General features: G+C 71.3%; 13 protein-coding genes. All 13 read left to right on the forward strand.

Features of this window, described 5'->3' with window-relative positions; genetic code table 11:
- Positions 1-174: 174 nt before the first annotated feature.
- Positions 175-900, forward strand: a complete 726-nt coding sequence (locus PHA84_RS00630; RefSeq protein WP_270886147.1) for a nucleotidyltransferase family protein — start codon at positions 175-177, stop codon at positions 898-900.
- Entirely contained in the window at positions 897-1886 is a 990-nt protein-coding gene (locus tag PHA84_RS00635) for a GHMP family kinase ATP-binding protein (protein WP_270886148.1), read from the forward strand. The genes PHA84_RS00630 and PHA84_RS00635 overlap by 4 nt, the downstream gene beginning before the upstream one ends.
- 42 nt (positions 1887-1928) lie before the next feature.
- Positions 1929-3053: a DegT/DnrJ/EryC1/StrS family aminotransferase gene (locus PHA84_RS00640; RefSeq protein ID WP_270886149.1), complete on the forward strand. Its 1125-nt coding sequence runs from the start codon at positions 1929-1931 to the stop codon at positions 3051-3053.
- 28 nt (positions 3054-3081) lie between these two features.
- On the forward strand, positions 3082-4200 hold the full coding sequence (locus PHA84_RS00645) for a DegT/DnrJ/EryC1/StrS family aminotransferase (protein ID WP_270886150.1): 1119 nt from the start codon (positions 3082-3084) through the stop codon (positions 4198-4200).
- Between the two features lie 38 nt (positions 4201-4238).
- The gene (locus PHA84_RS00650) at positions 4239-5759 is read left to right on the forward strand and encodes a lipopolysaccharide biosynthesis protein (protein WP_270886151.1); all 1521 of its coding nucleotides are present in this window, start codon (positions 4239-4241) and stop codon (positions 5757-5759) included.
- 186 nt (positions 5760-5945) lie between these two features.
- On the forward strand, positions 5946-7265 hold the full coding sequence (locus PHA84_RS00655; protein ID WP_270886152.1) for a nucleotide sugar dehydrogenase: 1320 nt from the start codon (positions 5946-5948) through the stop codon (positions 7263-7265).
- Positions 7262-8518 (forward strand): glycosyltransferase family 4 protein, encoded by a 1257-nt coding sequence (locus tag PHA84_RS00660; RefSeq protein WP_270886153.1) that lies wholly within the window; start codon positions 7262-7264, stop codon positions 8516-8518. The genes PHA84_RS00655 and PHA84_RS00660 overlap by 4 nt, the downstream gene beginning before the upstream one ends.
- 2 nt (positions 8519-8520) lie before the next feature.
- Positions 8521-10434, forward strand: a complete 1914-nt coding sequence (asnB, locus tag PHA84_RS00665; RefSeq protein ID WP_270886154.1) for an asparagine synthase (glutamine-hydrolyzing) — start codon at positions 8521-8523, stop codon at positions 10432-10434.
- Positions 10435-10499: 65 nt separating this feature from the next.
- Positions 10500-12752: a bi-domain-containing oxidoreductase gene (locus tag PHA84_RS00670; protein ID WP_270886155.1), complete on the forward strand. Its 2253-nt coding sequence runs from the start codon at positions 10500-10502 to the stop codon at positions 12750-12752.
- The gene (locus PHA84_RS00675; RefSeq protein WP_270886156.1) at positions 12749-14818 is read left to right on the forward strand and encodes an alginate lyase family protein; all 2070 of its coding nucleotides are present in this window, start codon (positions 12749-12751) and stop codon (positions 14816-14818) included. The genes PHA84_RS00670 and PHA84_RS00675 overlap by 4 nt, the downstream gene beginning before the upstream one ends.
- Before the next feature lie 166 nt (positions 14819-14984).
- The gene (locus tag PHA84_RS00680) at positions 14985-16571 is read left to right on the forward strand and encodes a Wzz/FepE/Etk N-terminal domain-containing protein (protein WP_270886157.1); all 1587 of its coding nucleotides are present in this window, start codon (positions 14985-14987) and stop codon (positions 16569-16571) included.
- Positions 16568-18268 carry a hypothetical protein gene (locus PHA84_RS00685; RefSeq protein ID WP_270886158.1) on the forward strand — a complete coding sequence of 567 codons (1701 nt, stop codon included), beginning with the start codon at positions 16568-16570 and terminating at the stop codon, positions 18266-18268. The genes PHA84_RS00680 and PHA84_RS00685 overlap by 4 nt, the downstream gene beginning before the upstream one ends.
- Positions 18265-19503, forward strand: a complete 1239-nt coding sequence (locus PHA84_RS00690; RefSeq protein WP_270886159.1) for an O-antigen ligase family protein — start codon at positions 18265-18267, stop codon at positions 19501-19503. Before PHA84_RS00685 ends, PHA84_RS00690 begins: the two co-directional genes overlap by 4 nt.
- Positions 19504-19652: the final 149 nt, after the last annotated feature.

The following is a 19652-nucleotide window of genomic DNA, read 5'->3' on the forward strand; positions in this document are numbered from 1 at the left end:
GGCTCCCTCATTTGGGTGAGTCCACGCCAAGGACCCGCATGGCATCTTTCCATGTGTCAAGTGGTGTTCCCGTGTGCAGCGGGGCCGACCACGAGGGATGTCGCGCAGGGGGACCGCGCCGAGGCTGACGCCTCGGAGCCTCGACGCTGCGGGAGGTCGTCGTGGCCTGTGGTCGTGGGCGACCGGGAGGAGGAGCGGATGAAGGCGTTCCTGCTGGCGGCCGGGCTCGGGACGCGCCTTCGGCCCTTGACGGACACGGTGCCCAAGTGCCTGCTGGACGTCGGCGGCCGGACGATGCTCGACCACTGGCTGGACGCCCTCCTGGAGGTGGGCGTCGAGGACGTCCTCGTGAACACCCACCATCTGGCGGCCCAGGTGCAGGAGCACGTAGCCCGGCGTCCCGGACCGCCTGCGGTACGGCTGAGCCACGAGGAGGTCCTCCTGGGCAGCGCCGGCACGCTGCTGGCGAACCGTGAGCTGGTCGCCGACGACGAGATGTTCCTGGCGGTCAACGCCGACAACCTCACCGACTTCGACCTGCGGCTGCTCGTCGAAGCCCACCTCGCGAGCGGGACGGTCGCCACGCTGACCGTGTTCCACGCTCCGAGGCCGCAGGCCTGCGGCATCGTCGAGCTCGACGACGGCCTGGTCGTGGGTTTCGAGGAGAAGCCGGCCCGGCCCCGCAGCGACCTCGCCAACGCCGGGATCTACGCGTTCAGCCCGGCCGTCCTCGACGAGCTCGACGGGCCGCTGCCGCTGGACATCGGGTTCGACCTGCTGCCACGGCTGGTGGGACGGGCGCGCGCCGTCGACCTCGGTGAGAGCAGCTTCCTCGACATCGGCACCGCGGCGGCCCTCCACGAGGCCCGTCGACGGTGGGAAAGCAGGGCCACGGCATGATCATCACCCAGACGCCACTGCGGGTGGGACTCGTCGGCGGAGGGACCGACCTCCCCGACTTCTACCGCGAGCACGGAGGCCGCGTGCTCAACGCCGCCATCGACAAGTACGTGTACGTGGTCGTCAAGCAGCGCTTCGACGACGAGATCTACGTGAACTACTCCGCCAAGGAGATCGTCTCGCGGGTGGAGGACCTGCAGCACGAGCTCGTCCGGGAAGCCCTGCACATGACCGGCATCCGCGGAGGCCTGGAGATCACCACGCTCGCCGACATCCCTTCCGCCGGCTCGGGACTCGGGTCCTCGTCCGCCGTGACGGTTGGACTGCTGCACGCGCTGTTCGCCTACCAGGGCCGCCAGGTGACGGCAGAGGAGCTGGCCGACCGCGCCTGCGCCATCGAGATCGACCGCTGTCGCAAGCCCATCGGGAAGCAGGACCAGTACGCGGCCGCCTACGGTGGCATCTGCGACCTGCACTTCGGCCCTGGCGACCGCGTGCTCGTCGAGCAGCTGGCGCTCACCCCGTCGCTGCGGCGGCAGGTGCAGGGCGAGCTGCTGCTGTTCTACACCGGCATCACGCGCAAGGCCGACAGCATCCTGGGGGAGCAGCGCGCCAACATCTCCGACAAGATCACGCAGCTGATACAGCTGCGGGACCTGGCGGGCGAGGCGGTGGCAGGCCTTCACGAAGGGGACATCGACGCGATCGGCGTGGCGGTCAACAAGAGCTGGACGGCCAAGCGCGAGCTTGCCTCCGGTGTCTCCAACAGCCAGATCGACGAGGCTGTGGAGGCCGCCCTGGCCGCCGGTGCGACGGGGGCCAAGGTGACCGGCGCCGGTGGTGGGGGCTTCCTGCTCGTGGTGTGCCCGCTGGAGAACCAGCGTTCGGTGCGAGAGCGGCTGTCCCACATGCGCGAGCTGCCCATCAAGATCGAACCCTACGGGTCGCGGGTGGTCCTGAACGTCCACCGCGACATCTGGAGCTGACGTGGACCTGCGCCGAGACGGGAGACCCGCATGATCCCTGTGATGAAGCCCTGGCTGGACGAGGAGGAGGCCCGTGCCGCGGCCGAGGTCGTGACCTCGGGCTGGCTCGCCCAGGGCCCCAGGGTGGCCGAGTTCGAGTCTGCCTTCGCAGCCCGGGTCGGCGCGGCGCACGGCGTTGCGGTCTCCTCCTGCACGACAGCGCTGCACCTGGCGCTGCACCTGTTGGGGGTGGGGCCCGGCGACGAGGTCGTCGTCCCGTCGTTCTCGTTCGTCGCCACCTCGAACTGCGCCGTGTACGTCGGCGCCACACCGGTCTTCGCCGATGTCGAGCCGTATGACGGCAACCTCAGCGTCCGGACCGTGGAGCCCGTCCTGACCGAACGGACCCGGGCCGTCGTCGTGGTCGACCAGGGCGGCATGCCCGCCGATGTCGAGCCCCTGCGCCGACTGTGTGACAGCCGCGGCATCGCCCTCGTCGAGGATGCGGCGTGCGCGGCCGGGTCGCAGTACCACGGGGACCCGGTCGGCGCCGGGGCGCTGCTGGCCACCTGGTCCTTCCACCCCAGGAAGCTGCTGACCACCGGTGAGGGCGGGATGCTGACCACCTCGGACGGGGAGCTGGCCGAGCGCGCACGGCGCCTGCGCGAGCATGGGATGAACATCAGCGCGGCGGCCCGCCACCAGAGCAGACAACCGGTGCTGGAGAGCTACCTCGAGGTCGGGTTCAACTTCCGGATGACGGACATCCAGGCCGCGGTGGGGCTGGTCCAGCTCCGCAAGCTCGACGCCATGGTCGAGCGGCGGCGGCAGCTCGCCGGGAGCTACCAGGCGATGCTGGGCGACGTACCGGGCCTGCGCACCGTCGAGGACTCGCCGTGGGGTCGGTCCAACTTCCAGTCCTTCTGGGTCGAGCTCGACCCCGGGTTCCCGCTGAGCCGCAACCAGCTGCTCACGGTACTGGCCGAGGCGGGTGTCTCGGGCCGCGCGGGCATCATGGCAGCGCATCGGCAGCCCGCCTACGCCGGCGTCGCGCACCGCGAGCTCCCGGTCACCGAGCGGCTCACCGACAACACCCTGATCCTCCCGCTCTTCCACACCATGTCGGACGCCGAACAGCGCACCGTCGTCGGCGTCGTACGCCGGTGCGCGGGGCTCAGGGCCGCCTGATGAACACTCGCCGAAACGGAGCAGCACCGTGAGCTCGATCCCCTTCGTAGACCTGTCCCTGCAGCACGCGCAGATCGCGGAGGAGGTCGAGGACGGCTTCGCCGAGGTGCTCGCCACGGGCGACTTCATCGGTGGCAAGGCCGTGGCGGCCTTCGAGCAGGAGTATGCCGAGCTCGTCGGCGCCCGTGCGTGCGTCGGGGTCGCCAACGGCACCGATGCGCTGGAGCTCGCCCTTCGCGCAGTGGGGGTGGGACCCGGCGACGAGGTGGTGCTGCCCGCCAACACGTTCATCGCCACCGCTGAGGCCGTCCTGCGGGCCGGCGCCACGCCGGTCCTCGTGGATGTGGACGACGACGCCCTCCTGCTCGACCCCTCCGCCATGCAGGAGGCTCTCACCTCGCGCACCCGCGCCGTGATCCCCGTGGACCTCTACGGGCAGGTGGCCCCGTTCGAGCAGCTACCGGCGACCCTCGCCGAGCGAGGCATCGCCGTGGTCGAGGACGGGGCCCAGTCCCAGGGGGCGGCCCGGCACGGGAAGGCGGCGGGGACCTTCGGGATCGCTGCGGCGACGAGCTTCTACCCCGGCAAGAACCTCGGAGCCTACGGCGACGCGGGTGCCGTCGTCACCGACGACGAGACGCTGGCCCAGCGCGTCCGGCTGCTGGGCGCGCACGGCAGCGCGGTGAAGTACCAGCACTCCGTCGTCGGGTTCAACTCCAGGCTCGACACCCTCCAGGCAGTGGTGCTTCGGGCGAAGCTGCGGCGGCTGCGGCGGTGGAACGCCGAGCGCCGGGCCGCTGCCGCGACGTATGGCGAGCTGCTCGCCGACGCGGAGGGGCTGAGGACCCCGACGACGCTGCCCGGCAACGAGCACGTCTGGCACCTCTACGTTGTCCGGGTGCCCCGCCGTGACGCCGTCCTGCAGCTGCTGCAGTCGGAGGGCGTCGGCGCGGGCGTTCACTATCCCGTCCCGGTCCACCTGACAGCCGCGATGGCCGACCTGGGCTACGGAGCCGGTCGCTTCCCGGTGACGGAGAAGGCCGCCGGCGAGATCCTGTCCCTGCCGATCTTCCCGGGCATCACCCGGCCGCAGCAGGAGCGCGTCGTCGACGTGCTGCTCGGTGCTTTGCGTCGCGACGTCGCCTGACCCGGGCCCCGAGAGCGAGCGCCCCCGGTGCGGTGGTCATGAGCGTGGACAAGCTGGCGCCTGAACGGCAGCTCGGCCGGGAGGCGGCGTCCGGCGTCCTGTGGCTGGCCGCGCAGAAGTGGGCGGTCAGGGTCAGCGGGTTCGCCACGCTGATCGTCCTCACGCGCCACGTCTCGCCGCGCGAGTTCGGGGTCGTTGCCGCCGCCATGACGGTGATCCCCATGGTGTACCTGCTCTCGGACCTCGGTTTCTCCACCTACCTCCTGCAGGCCACCGAGCTCGACCGACGGAACCTGAGCACCGCCTTCTGGACGTCGGTGGCGGCCGGCGCCGTGCTCTCCTCCGGGCTCTGGGTCCTGGCGCCCCTGCTGTCCGACGCCTTCCGAAGCCCGGACCTCGTCCCGGTACTGCGGGCGTTGGTGCTCGCGATCGTCCCGACGGTGCTCGCCGGCGTACCGCTGGCCCTGCTCAGACGCGCGATGGCCTTCCGCGCCGTGGCGTTGCAGAGCCTCGTCGCTGCCCTACTGGCGCAGGGCGTCGCCGTGGTGGTGGCGCTGCAGGGCGGTGGCGTGTGGGCACTGGTGAGCCAGCTGGTGGTCTCTCAGTGGGTGATCGCGCTCCTGGCCTGGCGCAGCGCCAGATGGGTGCCGGGTCTGTCGCTGTCCCTGCGGCTGTTCCGGACGATGGCCGTGTTCGGCGTAAGGGTCTCGAGCGTCGACCTGGTGGCGACGACACGGAACTGGGGCGAGAGCTGGATCATCACGGTCGTCCTCGGACCCACCGGACTCGGCCTCTTCAACATCGGGCAACGTCTGGTGCTCGTGGCGCAGGAGCTGACCGCCGCCTCCCTGGTGCCCGTCTCGACGGTCGTCTTCGCCAAGGTGCGGGAGTCGGACGACCGGCTCCGGTCCACGTACCTCAAGGCGCTGGGGGTCGCGTACGCCGTCGTCTCACCCCTGATGATCCTCATCATCGTCACCGCGCCGGTGCTGATGCCGATCCTCTTCGGCGAGCAGTGGCGTGGAAGCGCCACTCCGGCGCAGGCCCTCGCCTTCGCGGGCATCATCACCCTGGGGGCCATGCTCGACCACGGTCTCTTCTACGGCATGGGGCGTCCCGGCGCCTGGCTGCGGTACTCCGTGGTGGTCGACGCCGCAACGGTCGCCACCACGGGCGTTTCGGTGCGCTGGGGCCTGCGTGGCGTGGCCGTGGGGTTCGTAGCCGTGGCCGTCCTCGCGACGGTGGCCCGCTGGCTGCTCGTCGGCAGGCTGCTGGGCCTGCCCACCCGGGCGGTGGCGAAGCCCTTCGTCTCCATCCTCACCCCGACGGTGCTCACGATCGTGGCAGGCACCGTGGCGCTCGACGCCGCGTCAGGCGTCGGCTCGACGCTGACCCGGCTCCTGGTCGCCGGCGCGACGACCCTCCTGGTCAACGTCCTTCTCCTGCGACTCATGGCGGGGCACATCCTGCGCGACGCGCTCAGCATCCTGCCCGTCCCGGAGCGGTATGCCCGCCGAGTCGGCAGGGTGCTCGGCCTGACCCCTCGCAGCAGCACCTGAGCGCACCTGCGCGACGTCGCGGCCTCCGGTTCCCGGGCGCGCGTGGGCAGCGCTCACCGCGTCGCCCGTCTCACTCATTTGGCCTAGTGCGGGATGGGATCAGCGGACGACCCGGCTCATCAGGGTGAGGTGTTCCATGAGACGCAGCGCAGAGAACGTCTGCAATGCGACAAGGAGGGTGCCTTCATGAAGGTTGCCGTGTTCGGGCTGGGGTACGTCGGCACGGTCACCGCTGCCGGTCTGGCGTCGCGGGGACATGAGGTGGTCGGGGTCGACGTCGACACGCTCAAGGTCGACATGGTGCGCCGTGGCCAGAGTCCGGTCGTGGAGCCGGGGATCGACCTACTGGTGCGGGACGCCGTGGCCGGGGGGCGCCTGGACGCGACGACGGACGCGCGACTCGCCCTCGAGCGGGCAGACGTGTCGCTGGTGTGCGTGGGCACCCCCTCGTCGCCGCGAGGCGACACCGACCTGACGTACATCAAGCGGGCGCTGTCCGACCTGCGCGACGCGATGGAGGTGGCGGAACCGCCGAGCGGGGTCCACTCGGTGGTGATCCGCTCGACCGTGCCACCGGGCACGTGCGCGACAGTCGTGGCCCCTGTCTTCGCCGCGCAGGACCTGCCTCAGGGATGGTCCGTCGGCACAGCGATGACGCCGGAGTTCCTGCGTGAGGGCTGTGGCGTGGAGGACTTCTTCGCACCGCCGTTCGTCGTGGTGGGGACCCAGGACGCTCGGACGCGGGAGGCGCTCACGGAGCTCTTCGCCTTCCTGGGCCAGGAGATCCACCATGTGGACCTGGCTACGGCGGAAGCGCTGAAGTACGCGTGCAACGCCTTCCACGCCGTGAAGGTGACGTTCGCCAACGAGATGGGGCGCGTGTTCGCGCCGTTCGGCGTCGACGCGCGCCGGGTGATGGAGATCTTCACCGAGGACCGCAAGCTCAACATCGCCCCGACGTACCTGCGGCCGGGTTTCGCCTTCGGCGGCTCCTGCCTGCCCAAGGACCTCCGGGCGCTGCAGACGATGGCCCGCTACGCCGGCGTGGAGATCCCCATGGTGGGGTCGGCGATGGTGAGCAACGAGATCCTCGTGCGCTCCGTCGTCGACAGGGTCCTTCAGTCCGGGTACCAGCGGGTCTGCCTGCTCGGCCTGAGCTTCAAGATGGACACCGACGACCTGCGCGAGAGCCCGAACCTCGAGGTGGCCGAGCGCTTCGTCGGCAAGGGGCTCGACGTCCGCATCTACGACCCGATCGTCAACCCCGACCGGCTGGTCGGCGCGAACCTGCGCCACCTGCAGAGCAAGCTTGCGCACGTCAACCGGCTGTTGGCCACCACGCCACAGGAAGCTCTGGACGGCGCCGAGGTCGTCGTCGTCGCGTCGTCCGACCCAGCCGGCCTGGAAGCGCTCAAAGCCGCGGACCCGCGTCTGGTCATCGACCTCAACGGTCGCCTCGGCATCGACGTCGAGCGGCTGGAGCCCTACCAGGGAGTGAGCTGGTGACGCAGCGCCGCCGGCTGCCCGCGGACCCGCCGCGGGTACTCATCATCGTGCAGAACCTCCCCGTGCCCTTCGACCGCCGGGTCTGGCTGGAGTGCCGGACGCTGACCGACGCGGGGTACGACGTCACTGTTGTCTGCCCGCAGGGCGAGGGGACGGGACCCGTGCAGGTGGTCGACGGGGTGCGGATCCTGGCCTACCCGCCCTACGCCCCCGGAGGGGGCGCGCTCGGCTTCTTCCTGGAGTACGCCTACTCCTTCCTCGCCACGGCGAGGCTGGCTCTGAAGGCGCGACGGCGTGGCGCCTTCCGCGTGGTCCAGGCCTGCAACCCGCCCGACATCTTCTGGCCGCTCGCCTGGGCGCTGCGGGTCCGCGACGGCTCGCGCTTCGTGTTCGACCACCACGACCTGTGCCCGGAGCTCTTCCGGTCCCGGTTCCCGGACGGACCTGCCGCCTTCCATCGTGGGCTGCTGTTCCTGGAGCGGGCGACGTTCCGCACCGCGGACCGGGTCACCTCCACCAACGCCTCGTACGCCGCCGTCGCCCGCGAGCGGGGAGGCAAGGCAGCGGAGCACGTCACCGTGGTCCGCACCGGGCCCGACCCGCAGCGGCTGCGCCGCCGGGCCACCCGTCCGGAGCTCCGACGCGGTAGGGACCACCTCGTCGCCTATCTCGGGGTCATGGGCCCCCAGGACGGGGTGGACATCGTCATCCGTGCTGCAGACCTCGTGGTCAACACGTGGGGACGTCACGACATCACGTTCGCCGTCATGGGCAAGGGCGACTGCTACGCCGAGCTGGTCGCCGAGCGCGACCGGCTCGGGCTCCGGGACTACGTCGACCTGCCGGGCCGCGTGCCGGACCAGACGGTGGTGGACGTGTTCTCCACGGCGGATGTCGGGCTGTCACCCGACCCGTTCAACGCGCTGAACGACGTCTCCACGATGAACAAGACCATGGAGTACATGGCGTTCGAGCTGCCTGTGGTCGCCTTCGACCTGCGGGAGACGAGGGTCTCGGCGCAGGATGCGGCCCGGTATGTCGAGCCGGGGGACGTCGAGGGCTACGCGCGGGCGATCCTCGAGCTCGTGGACGACCCGGCCACCCGGGAGGCCATGGGAGGGCGCGGTCGCCGGCGGGTGGAGCAGGAGCTGGCCTGGGAGCACCAGCGGGTGGGCTACCTGGCCGTGTTCGACGAGCTGAGCGGACGCGACGGCGCGGCGGCGCCCTCGGACCTCGCCCGGTCGGAGGCCTAGCCATGTGCGGCATCGCCGGCGCCTACCAGCAGGCGGACGGCAAGGTCCTCGTCTCGGCGATGGTCGACCGCATCGACCACCGCGGCCCCGATGCGTGTGGCGTGGTCGAGCTGGTCGACCCGGACAGCTCCGTCGTGCTCGGGCACCGCAGGCTGTCGATCATCGACCTGTCCACGGCGGCGGACCAGCCGCTGGCCAAGGACCGGCTGACGCTGAGCTACAACGGCGAGCTCTACAACTACAAGGAGATTCGCAGCGAGCTCGAGAGCCGAGGCGTCCGCTTCGCGACGCGGTCGGACACCGAGGTCGTGCTCGAGGCATGGCGACTCTGGGGTCCGGCGGTGCTGCGCCGTTTCCGCGGCATGTTCGCCTTCGCGATCCACGACGAGCGCACCGGTGACCTCAGCCTCGTGCGGGACCCGCTGGGCATCAAGCCGCTGTACGTGATGCCGCGCGGCGAGGGCATCCTGTTCGCCTCCGAGCTCAAGGCGATCGTCCGGGCGGTCGGCCCCGAGCTGCGCGTCAACAGCGCGGCGATGGTGGCGTCTGCGCTCTACTACTGGCTGCCGCAGGAGTACGACGCCCTGCACGGGGTGCACAAGCTGCCCCCGGGAACCTGGAGCACCTACCACCGGGACGGTTCTGTGTCCTCGGGTGAGTACTGGAACAGCGCCGAGGAGGCCGCCCGGGCCTCAGGCGGCCCCCGGCCCGACCTGCGCGAGGTGCTCACCGAGTCGGTGGAGGCCCACCTCGTCTCCGACGCTCCGGTCGCCTCGTTCCTCAGCGGCGGCCTGGACTCGAGCATCGTCACCGCGTTGGCGCACCGCGCCGACGCGGCCATCGAGGCGTACACGATCGCCTTCCGGCCGCAGGACCAGCGGCTCGAGGCGATGCCGGACGACGCCCGGTACGCGCGGCTCATGGCGGCGCACCTCGGCATCCGGCTGCACGAGATCGAGATCGCCCCGGACATCGTCGACCTGCTGCCCCGGATGGTGGACATCCTGGACGAGCCCATCGGTGACCCGGCAGCGATCAACACGCTCCTCATGTGCGACGCCGCGCGGGCGGCCGGCGTCAAGGTGCTGCTGTCCGGCATGGGCGCCGACGAGCTGTTCGGCGGCTACCGCAAGCACCTGGCGACCCTCATGACGTCCCGCTACCGGCGCGTGCCCCGCGCTGTGCGCCAGGGCGTCATCGCCCCAGCGGTGCGCGCCATGCCGGTCGCCGTGGGGCAGCGCGGCATACGAACCGTCCGCTGGGCGCAGCGCTTCCTGACCTTCGCCGAGCTGGGCGAGGAGGAGGCCTTCCGGCGCAGCTACACGCTGTACGACCGGGACGAGCTCGTGGACCTGCTGGACCCCGCGCTGATGGGCGACGTGGACGACGTCGTGGACCAGCACCGCGAGGTCTACGAGGACACCACGCTGACCGACCAGGTGGACCGTATGTGTCTGGCGGACAGCAGGATGTTCATGGTCGGGCTGAACCTCACGTACACCGACCGCGCGAGCATGGCCGCCTCCACGGAGGTACGCGTTCCCTTCGTCGACCCGGTCGTCTTCTCGGCGGCGTTCGCCCTGCCCGGCTCGGAGAAGATCCGGGGGCGCGTCCAGAAGGCCGCGCTGAAGGACGCGGCGCGGGCCTGGCTGCCCGACGAGGTCATCGACCGCCCCAAGGCCAGCTTCGGGGTTCCCCTGCGCGCCTGGGTCACCAACGACCTGCGGGAGCTGGTGGACGACGTCCTGCTGCGCGGAGAGCTGGTGGACAGCGGGTTCCTGCGGCGAGAACCACTGCAGCGGCTCGTCGACGACCAGCGCAGCGGTCGACGGGACGAGTCGAAACAGCTCTGGCAGCTGCTGTGTCTGGAGCAGTGGTACCGCAACGCCCGCTCGGCCGGGGTGGGCGTCTCGTGAGGAGCACCCGGCCCGGAACCGACCTTGGCACACACGATGCCTGACGCAGGGATGTGGAAGACACCATGAAACAGGTAGCTCAGAACTACAAGTCCGGCGAGCTGGTCGTTCTCGACGTCCCGGCCCCCGCGTGCAAGCCGGGCGGCGTGCTGGTGCGCACCCTGTTCTCGCTCATCTCGACGGGCACCGAGCTGATGAAGGTCAGCGAGGCGCGACTTTCCCTGCTGGGCAAGGCGCGCGCCAGGCCGGACCAGGTGAAGAAGGTGCTCGACTCCGTTGCGCAGCAGGGCCCGGTGGCCACCTACAAGAAGGCGATCAACACCCTGGACAGCTACACGCCGCTCGGCTACTCGCTGTGCGGCGTGGTGGTCGAGGTGGGCCGGGGCGCGGAGGAGTTCGCCGTGGGAGACCTTGTCGCAGCCGCCGGCAACGAGTTCGCTCTCCATGCCGAGGTGAACTGGGTGCCCACCAACCTGTGCGTGCCGGTGCCCGAGGGGGTGGTGGCGGAGCATGCCGCCTTCGCGACCGTGGGAGCCGTGGCGATGCAGGGCGTACGCCGGGCGGAGGCGCAGCTGGGCGAGATGGCCTGTGTCATCGGGCTGGGGTTGATCGGGCAGCTGGTCGTGCGGCTGCTGGTCGCCTCCGGGGTGCGCGTGGTCGGGATCGACACGGTGCCGCAGCGATGCCGGATGGCGGAGGCGGCGGGGGCGATGGCCTGCGCCGGCCCCGACGCCGAGGGCACGGCCTATGTGGAGCAGGTGATCCAGGCGGCGACCGGCGGGCTCGGCGCGGACCAGGTGTTCCTGTCTGCGGGCGGCGACGACAACGGCCCGGTCGAGCTCGCGGCTCGGCTGGCCAGGGACCGCGCCCGCGTGGTCGACATCGGCAAGACGAAGCTCGACCTCCCGTGGAACGCCTACTACGAGAAGGAGCTTGACGTCCGGTTCTCGAGGTCCTACGGGCCCGGGCGGTACGACGACCGGTACGAGCTCGACGGCGTGGACTACCCCGCGGGCTACGTACGCTGGACGGAGCGGCGAAACCTCCAGTGCTTCCTCGACCTGCTCTCCGAGGGCTCCCTCGACGTCGCGTCCCTCGTCTCCGGGGTGCGGCCGATCGACGAGGCGGCAACCGTCTACGGCGAGCTGCGGGACGGGACGCTCAAGGGTGTCGGGTTCCTCTTCGAGTACCCGCAGGCCGAGCTGGACCCGGACGCCGATGCGCCGCCGGAGCTCCTGAGCCAGACGATGCGGCCCACGCCGCGGACCGGCACCCCGGGCGGGGCACCGAGCGCCACCATCCGCAGCAATGCCCTCGCCGACCGGAGCCGACACACCGCCTCCACCCGGCCGTCGGCCGGCACGGTGCGCCTGGGCTTCATCGGTGCCGGCAGCTACGCCACGTCCATGCTCCTGCCGCACCTGGCCAAGCATCCCTCGGCAACCCTCACGACAGTGGCGACCACCCGCTCGCTGTCGGCTGTCAACGCCCAGCGGAAGTTCGGGTTCGAGACGATGAGCACGGACGCCTCGAGCGTCCTGGCCGACCCCTCGATCGACGCGGTGTTCGTCGTGACGCGCCACCACTCGCACGCCGACTTCGTGTGTCGCGCCCTCGAGCACGGGAAGGCCGTGTTCGTCGAGAAGCCGCTGGCCCTGAGCCACGAGGAGGTCGACCGAGTGCTCGAGGTCGTGGCGAGGACGGGCAACGACCGCGTCATGGTGGGCTTCAACCGGCGTTTCGCGCCGCTGTTCACCGACCTTCGCCGCCGCTTCGGTGCTTCCGGCCAACCGGTCAGCGCCCGCTACCTCGTCAACGCCGGTCGCCTGGACGCGAGCAGCTGGTACCTCAAGGAGGACCTGGAAGGGTCGCGGTTCCTCGGCGAGGGGGGCCACTTCATCGACACCCTGAGTGCGTGGGTGGGGCATCCTCCCGTCGAGGTCCTCGCGCGTCAGACGGGGAACGGCCTGGACCTCCACGTCATGCTGCGTTTCGCCGACGGCTCCCTCGCCACGCTCACCTATGCGACCGACGGTGACGCCCGGTTCCCGAAGGAGACCCTCGACGTGTCGGGGGCGGGCACCAACGCCCGGCTGGACAACTTCACCCGCGGGACGGTGTGGAGCCGTGCGGGCAAGGACGCCAAGCGGTCCTACGCCGGCCAGGACAAGGGGCAGCGGGCAGAGGTCGGCGCATTCGTCGACGCAGTGCTGCACGGCGGCCCGATGCCGATCTCGCTCGACTCGCTGGTCTCCACCACACGCGCGACCATCGCCGTGGGGGAGAGCCTGGTGTCGGGCGGTCCGGTGGTCCTGTGAGCAGATCTGCAGGCTGGTACGTTCGCCGGCTCCGCGGCATGTCCGCCGCGGAGGTGACGCACCGCGTCGCGGACCGGGGCAGGCAGGAGGTCTGGGCGAGACGGCGGGTCGCGCCAGGGTCCGCCGTGCGGGGTGCGGTCCCCGGACTGCTGTCCGGGCGAACCTTCGACGCGACCCTGCCCGCAGCTGTGCGTGAGGCCGTGTCACCGCGGGCACGGCAGGCACTCCTGTCGGCTGCGGACCGGCTGCTCGACGGGCAGTACGACGTGCTGGGCTGCCCCCGGCCGGACATCGCCGACCCGGACTGGTTCCACGACCCGGTCACCGCGCGTCGTGCCCCGCAGGACGTGCTCGCCTTCCGGGTGGACCACCGCGACGAGTCGGTCACGGGGAACGTCAAGTCCGTGTGGGAGCTGTCCCGCCACCACCACCTCACCGTTCTCGCCGCCGCCTGGTGGCTCACCGGGGACGACCGCTACTCGGACGTCGTCGCGAGGCAGCTGCGGTCGTGGTGGTCGGCGAACCCCTTCCTGTCTGGGGTGCACTGGACCAGCGGTATCGAGCTCGGCGTCCGGCTCACCAGCTGGGTGTGGGTTCGTCGGCTGCTCGACGAATGGCCAGGCGTGACGGACCTCTTCGACGAGAACGAGGATGCGCTCCGGCAGCTCAGGTGGCACCAGGAGTACCTTGCCGCCTTCCGGAGCCGTGGTTCCTCGGCGAACAACCACGTCATCGCCGAGGCCGTGGGCCGGCTCGTCGCCGCGTGTGCGTTCCCGTGGTTCCGGGAGAGCGAGCGGTGGCGCGTGCAGGCCGCCGCCGAGCTCGAGACACACCTTGTCGCGAACACGTTCCCCAGCGGAGCCAACCGCGAGCAGGCGACCGACTACCACCGGTTCGTGACCGAGCTGGGCCTGTTGGCCCTGGTGGAGGCGGACCGGGCCGGCCATCCTCTCCGGCCGGGCATCAGGCGCCTGCTGGCGTCGTCCCTGGACGTCGCCGCCTCCATCGTGGACTGCACGGGACGGCCCCCTCGGCAGGGGGACGGTGACGAAGGGCGCGGCCTGGTGGTCGACGACCCGCAGGCGGAGCCGTGGGCGCAGCTGCTCGGCCTGGGCGCCGCGGTCGTCGGTCCGCTCTCCTGGTGGCCGGCGACGCATCCGTCCGTCGCGAGCATGGTGGTCCCAGCTCTGGCACCCGCTCCCGGCGTCACGGCGCGTCTCGCTGTGGCGCCCCGCGCGCTCGCCGACGCCGGAATGTACCTGCTGCGTACGCCGCCGGGGGACGGTCCGGAGATCTGGTGCCGGTGCGACGGGGGCCCGCACGGGTTCCTCTCGATCGCTGCGCACGCGCACGCCGACGCCCTCTCGGTCGAGGTGCGGTGCGACGGTGTCGACGTCCTGGCGGACCCCGGAACGTTCTGCTACCACGGTGACCTGCGGTGGCGGAGCTACTTCCGCTCGACGTTGGGGCACAACACGATCGAGGTGGACGGTGTGAGCCAGTCGGTCGAGGGCGGCCCCTTCCTCTGGAGCACCCGGACGGACTCCGCCGTCGACCGCGCCGACCTGTCCGAGGTTGCCGGCCGCCTGCAGAGGTGGTCCGGGCATCACGGGGGATACGCCCGCCTCGACCCTGCGCTGCGCCATGACCGCACCGTCACTCTTGACCGGACCCCGCGCACCGTGTGCGTCGAGGACACCCTGACCGGCTCCACCCGGCACACAGCCAGGCTGGCCTGGCATCTCGGCCCGCAGGTGGAGGTCGTGCTCCGTGACGCAACGGCGGAGCTCTCGTGGGTGGGGAGGTCCGGCGCCGCAACCGCGCGCCTGGTGCTGCCAGCTGAGCTCGAGTGGACCGTCCACCGCGGCGAGACCGACCCCGTGCTGGGCTGGTACTCCCCGCGGTTCGGCGAGCGGGTGCCGAGTACCACGCTCGTCGGGAGCGGCGCCTGGACGGGCGTCCTGCACCTCCGCACGCTGCTCGACCTTGACGTCGCTGCCGTCCCGGAGCTTGCCGGCGTCGCCCTGCGGGCCGGCCGTCACGACCACGGCGCCGAGGAGCGGTGATGGGGCTGCGGTGTCTGGTCCACGGTGTGCTGGTGGGCGCAAGCGCGGGGCGCCCGTGCCTCGTCCGTTCGGCTGGCGTCGGACGCGAGTCTGGCTGTTCCACAAGGACTCTCGCACCATCGGGACTAGCGTGGGCCACCAGCCGAGACGGCGTGCAGGGGAGTCCATGAGCGAGCAGATCATCGATCTCAGGTCGACGTGGGCGATCCTGCGTCGACGGGTGGGCACTCTCATCGTGGCTGCCTCGGTCGGCGCGCTGGCCGGGGGTGCCGCGGTGTACCTGCGGCCGCCGGTCTACAGCAGCACCAGCATCGTGCTGCTGCCTCCACCGCAGGGCTCCGGCAGCTCGGCCCCCAGCCACAGCGTGGACACCCAGGTCCAGATCGCTGAGAGCGAGTCCGTGTTCGGTCCGGCCGGCAAGGCGGTCACGCCGCGGCTGGACCCGGCGCAGGTCGCAGACCACGTCACGGTCGAGGCGCCGACGGCTGACGTGCTGACCATCACGGCGACCGGAACCACACCCGGCAAGGCGGAGGCGCTCTCCGAGGCCGTCGCGAAGTCCGAGGTGGACTACCTGAAGGCGGCGGCCAGCTCACTGGGCCAGGACGCGCGGAACGCGTTGGCCGCCCGCGCCAGCACCCTGCAGCAGAGCCTGGACTCGGTGAGCGCCGAGCTGAAGAAGACGGAGAGCCGGCTGGCCGCCGAGCCGGGCGCGTCGCCGGCAGGCAAGGTCGACGCGGCCGCGCTCTCCGAGCTCACGGCCCAGCAGGCCAAGCTCGTGCTGCAGCTCGACCAGATCCAGAAGCAGACCACGTCGACAGGGCAGGGCGGGGCCCAGGCCGGCAGTGAGGCCACCGTCATCCAGCATGCGACTCCAGCGGTGCGCATGTCCTTGGCCCTGCGGCTGGCCCTGTTCGAGGGGATCGGCGCGGCAGCGACCCTGTTCCTCACCGGGCTCGTCATCGTGATCCGCGGTCGGCGCGAGCGGACGATGCGCTCGCGGGACGAGATCGCCGACGCCATCGGGATCCCCGTGGTGGCGTCGATCCACAGCCGTGCCCCGCATTCCGTTGCCGGATGGACGAGCCTGCTGGCGAAGTACTCCCCGGGGACCGTGGAGACCTGGACGCTGCGTCAGCTGGTCCGCCTGGTGACGCCTGGCCACCCTGGGAGCCTCGCGGAGCGGCAGACAGACCGCCACGAGTCCCCGGCCGTCGTGGTGCTCACCCTGTCCGACGACCTTCGCGCCCTGGCGGTGGGTCCGCAGCTCGCCTCCTTCGCAGCCTCCACCGGGCTCGCGACCCGTCTGGTGACAGCGCAGCCGCACGCCTCCGCGAACGGGCTCTGGGCCGCATGCTCGGGCCTCCCGGCAGAAGCGCAACCCCGGCCGGGCCTCTCCGTCGAGAGCCGGAGCCACCTGCGTCACTCCGGCGACCTGGTCGTCCATGTCGCCGTCCTGGACCGCCTGCATCCCGAGCTCCACCTTCGAGGTACCGAGGATGCGGTCACCTTGCTGGCCGTCACGGCAGGCACGCCGAGCGCAGACGACCTCGCCCGGGTCGCCCTCGCCGCCGACGACTCCGGGCACCCCATCGCACGGATCGTCGTCGTGGACCCCGACCCGCTCGACCGCACGACAGGACGCGTCCTGCCCTCCGAGCGTGCGCAGCATGCGCCCCTGCCGTCCCTGATGACGGGCTCTGCCATCGTCAGTGAGGCGACCCCGCTCGAGCAGCGCCGGAGGCTGCGGTGATCGACGTCTCCTGGAACATCGACGACGAGGAGCGCGAGGCCGAGCTGGTCGGGCCGCCGCGGGCTCTGGTCGGCACGTGGCACTACCTGCGCAACGCGCTGAGGCGCGAGTGGCGCATCTGGGCGGGCCTTGCGGGCCTCGGCGCGGTCCTCGGGCTGGCGACCCTCGTGCTCCTGCCGCCGAGCAGCAGCGGCACCGTCACCCTGCTGATGGCCCACCCCGCCAACCTCGACGGCCCCTCGGCCATGGGGACGGACGTGAGCCTGCTCAACACGCGGGAAGTGGCGTCGCGCACCGTACGGCAGCTGGGCCTGCACCTCACGCCGGAGGCCTTCCAGTCGACCGTCAGCGCCAACGCCGTGACCACCGAGATCCTCGTCGTCTCGGTCGCGGCTCCCGACGACGCGTCGGCCGTCGCGCGGGCCGACGCCCTCTCCAGCCAGTATCTCGACTTCCGGGCGACGCAGCTGCGCTCGCTCAGCAGCGGTCTGATCGCGGGGTACAAGTCGCGGATCACCGACATGCAGGACCAGGTCACCGCGCTGAACCGCGAGTACAGCCAGGTCAGCGAGCAGGGTGCGGCGGGACAGACCCGGGCGACGGAGATCCTGAGCCGTCGCACCGAGCTGAACTCGCAGATCGTCGACATGCAGCAGGCCATCGAGGACGCCGCGCTCGCCACGGACGCGGCCGTGTCGTCCACGCACGTCATCGACGCGGCGCGCGCGGTGCGAGGGTCGGCGAAGAAGGCGATGGTCCTGGACATCGGCTCGGGTCTGATCGGGGGGACCGCGCTCGGGGTCGGCTACGTCCTGTTCCGCGCCTTGACCACAGACCGCCTCCGCCGTCGCCAGGACATCGCGCTGGCTCTCGGTGTGCCGGTGCGCTTCAGCGTGAGGTCCCGTGGTCCTGTGGGCCGCCGGCTCGCGCGGCTCAGGGCTCGTCGAGGACCGCGGACGGGGTGGCGCGGCCGCGACCTGGAGACGCTGGTCCGGGGCCTGGAGGCCGCGGTGATGCCGCGTGGGGGACCGGGCCTGGAGCTACCACGAGCCGCGGCGCCGGCGGGCGGCGGTCCGAGACATGCCGTGGCCCTGGCGGCGGTGGGCAACGCGGCCGTCGCGGCAGCGGTGGTGGCGGCCCTCGCGACCCGGCTTCGCGACCTCGGCCGGAACGTGTTCCTCGTCGACCTCAGCCACTCCGGCGCGCTCGTCGCCGAGATGGCCCTGCCGCGCACGCGCGGCCATGGCGTGCCGTCCGGTCGGCATGCGAAGGGCCCACACCCGCACGCGGACAACGACGTCGGCGCCGAACCGGCCGAGCCTGCCGTCCTCCGGCCGACCGGTGGACCGGGGTTCGCGCGAGGGCCCCGCGGAGCCGTCGCGGGCGCTGTCGTCGACCTGCCCGGGACAGGCGGCTGGAGACAGAGCTGGGAGGCGGCCGACGTCGTCCTGGCTCTGGCGGAGGTGAACCCGGGGATCGACGCCGAGAACCTGCGGTCCTGGGTCGGGCACGTCGTGCCCCTGGTGACGGCGGGCCGGTCCTCACCCGAGCTGCTCGAGACCACAGCAGAGCTGGTGCGTGCCGCCGGGCTGGAGCTGCCGTTCGCGATGATGGTCGGCTCCGACGAGACGGACGAGAGCCTCGGCCTGGTGGAGACCTCCGAACCCTCCCGCGGCGTGGCGCCGACGCTGCCATGACGACCCTTGTCGCGCCGAGGACGGCACCCGGGCGGGACGCCGCCCAGCGGCACGCACCGCTGCGGACCAGCGCCACCAAGGTCCCGAGGATGCTGCTCCTTGCGTGGGGGGCGTTGTTCGTCAACGTCCTCACGCCCTCGAACAACCCGACGGTGCTGCCGATCCCGCACTCGATCAACCAGATCCTCGCCCAGGGGTCGCTCCTGATGGCCGTGGTCCTGGCGCTGCTCGTCAACCCACGGATCGTGATCCGCCCCAACCTGTTCCTGGTGCTCCTCTCCGTGATGGCGATCGTCGCGCTCATCGTGAGCATCCACAGCCCCTTCTTCGTCGGGTCGACGTACCGCGCTCTGCGCCTCATCGGCTTCGTGCTGTGTCTATGGCTGCTGACACCCTGGTGGGGCCGACATGACGTCGTGCTGCTGCGCGTCCACCGACTGTGCCTCTGGGGCGCACTGGTGTCCGTCGTGGTGGGTGCGGCACTGGCTCCCGGCAAGGCGTTCTCCTCCGAGGGCAGGCTCTCGGGCGCCATCTGGCCGATCCCGCCGCCTCAGGTGGCGCACTACGCCGCGGTCCTGCTGGCCACCTCGGCGATCCTGTGGATGTGCCGCGTGATCGGTGGCCAGCACGCGCTGCTCGGCATCGTGGTCTCCGTGGCGGTCCTCATCGGGACGCACACCCGGACCGCCCTGCTCGGCGCGATCATCGGTGTCGCGGTGGCGGGGGCCAGCCTCTTCCTCGGTCACGCGAGGGTTCGCAGGACCTCCGCCTCCACTGTGCTGTTCGGGGTCGTGGCCGGCACGCTGTTCGCCCCGCAGATCGTGAAGTGGGCCGCGCGCGGCCAGTCGGCCGAGGACGCCTCTCAACTCACCGGTCGCACCAAGGTTTGGTCCGCCTCGCTGGACCAGGCGCGACCTCGGCTCCAGGACCTCTTCGGGAACGGCCTGTCGAACAAGTCGTTCAACGGCCTTCCGGTCGACAGCAACTGGGTGGCGACGTACCTCGACCTCGGCTGGTTCGGCATCGTCGTCCAGGTCACGTTCATCCTGCTGCTGCTCGTCATGGCCATCACCCACGTGCGCGGTCCGCGACGCGCGGTGGCACTGTTCTTCATCGTCTACTGCATCGTCGCCTCCGTCACCGAGACGGGGACCGGTGACGCCTCGACCTATCTGTTGGACCTGACGGTCGCTGCCGCGCTCCTCGTTCCCGAGCCGGGGCGTCGAGCGCGATGAGAGCGTCGTACCTGCTTGCGGAGCAAGGGATTTCGGCAAAGCGGTCACCCGCCGCGACGCCACTACCTACCATGGCTGTGTCAGTCCCAGGGGGTGGGGTCGTCGCACGCGACCGTCCCCGGGGATCGGGTGGGGCACGCCGGAGCGCG

Source organism: Pedococcus sp. 5OH_020 (genome assembly GCF_027812955.1).
Taxonomy (GTDB): Bacteria; Actinomycetota; Actinomycetes; order Actinomycetales; family Dermatophilaceae; genus Pedococcus.

Coding starts and splice junctions, on each gene's coding strand:
- PHA84_RS00635 (WP_270886148.1), top strand. CDS start 897: ATGATCATCACCCAGACGCCACTGCGGGTGGGACTCGTCGGCGGAGGG.
- PHA84_RS00640 (WP_270886149.1), top strand. CDS start 1,929: ATGAAGCCCTGGCTGGACGAGGAGGAGGCCCGTGCCGCGGCCGAGGTC.
- PHA84_RS00650 (WP_270886151.1), top strand. CDS start 4,239: ATGAGCGTGGACAAGCTGGCGCCTGAACGGCAGCTCGGCCGGGAGGCG.
- PHA84_RS00655 (WP_270886152.1), top strand. CDS start 5,946: ATGAAGGTTGCCGTGTTCGGGCTGGGGTACGTCGGCACGGTCACCGCT.
- asnB (WP_270886154.1), top strand. CDS start 8,521: ATGTGCGGCATCGCCGGCGCCTACCAGCAGGCGGACGGCAAGGTCCTC.
- PHA84_RS00670 (WP_270886155.1), top strand. CDS start 10,500: ATGAAACAGGTAGCTCAGAACTACAAGTCCGGCGAGCTGGTCGTTCTC.
- PHA84_RS00680 (WP_270886157.1), top strand. CDS start 14,985: ATGAGCGAGCAGATCATCGATCTCAGGTCGACGTGGGCGATCCTGCGT.
- PHA84_RS00690 (WP_270886159.1), top strand. CDS start 18,265: ATGACGACCCTTGTCGCGCCGAGGACGGCACCCGGGCGGGACGCCGCC.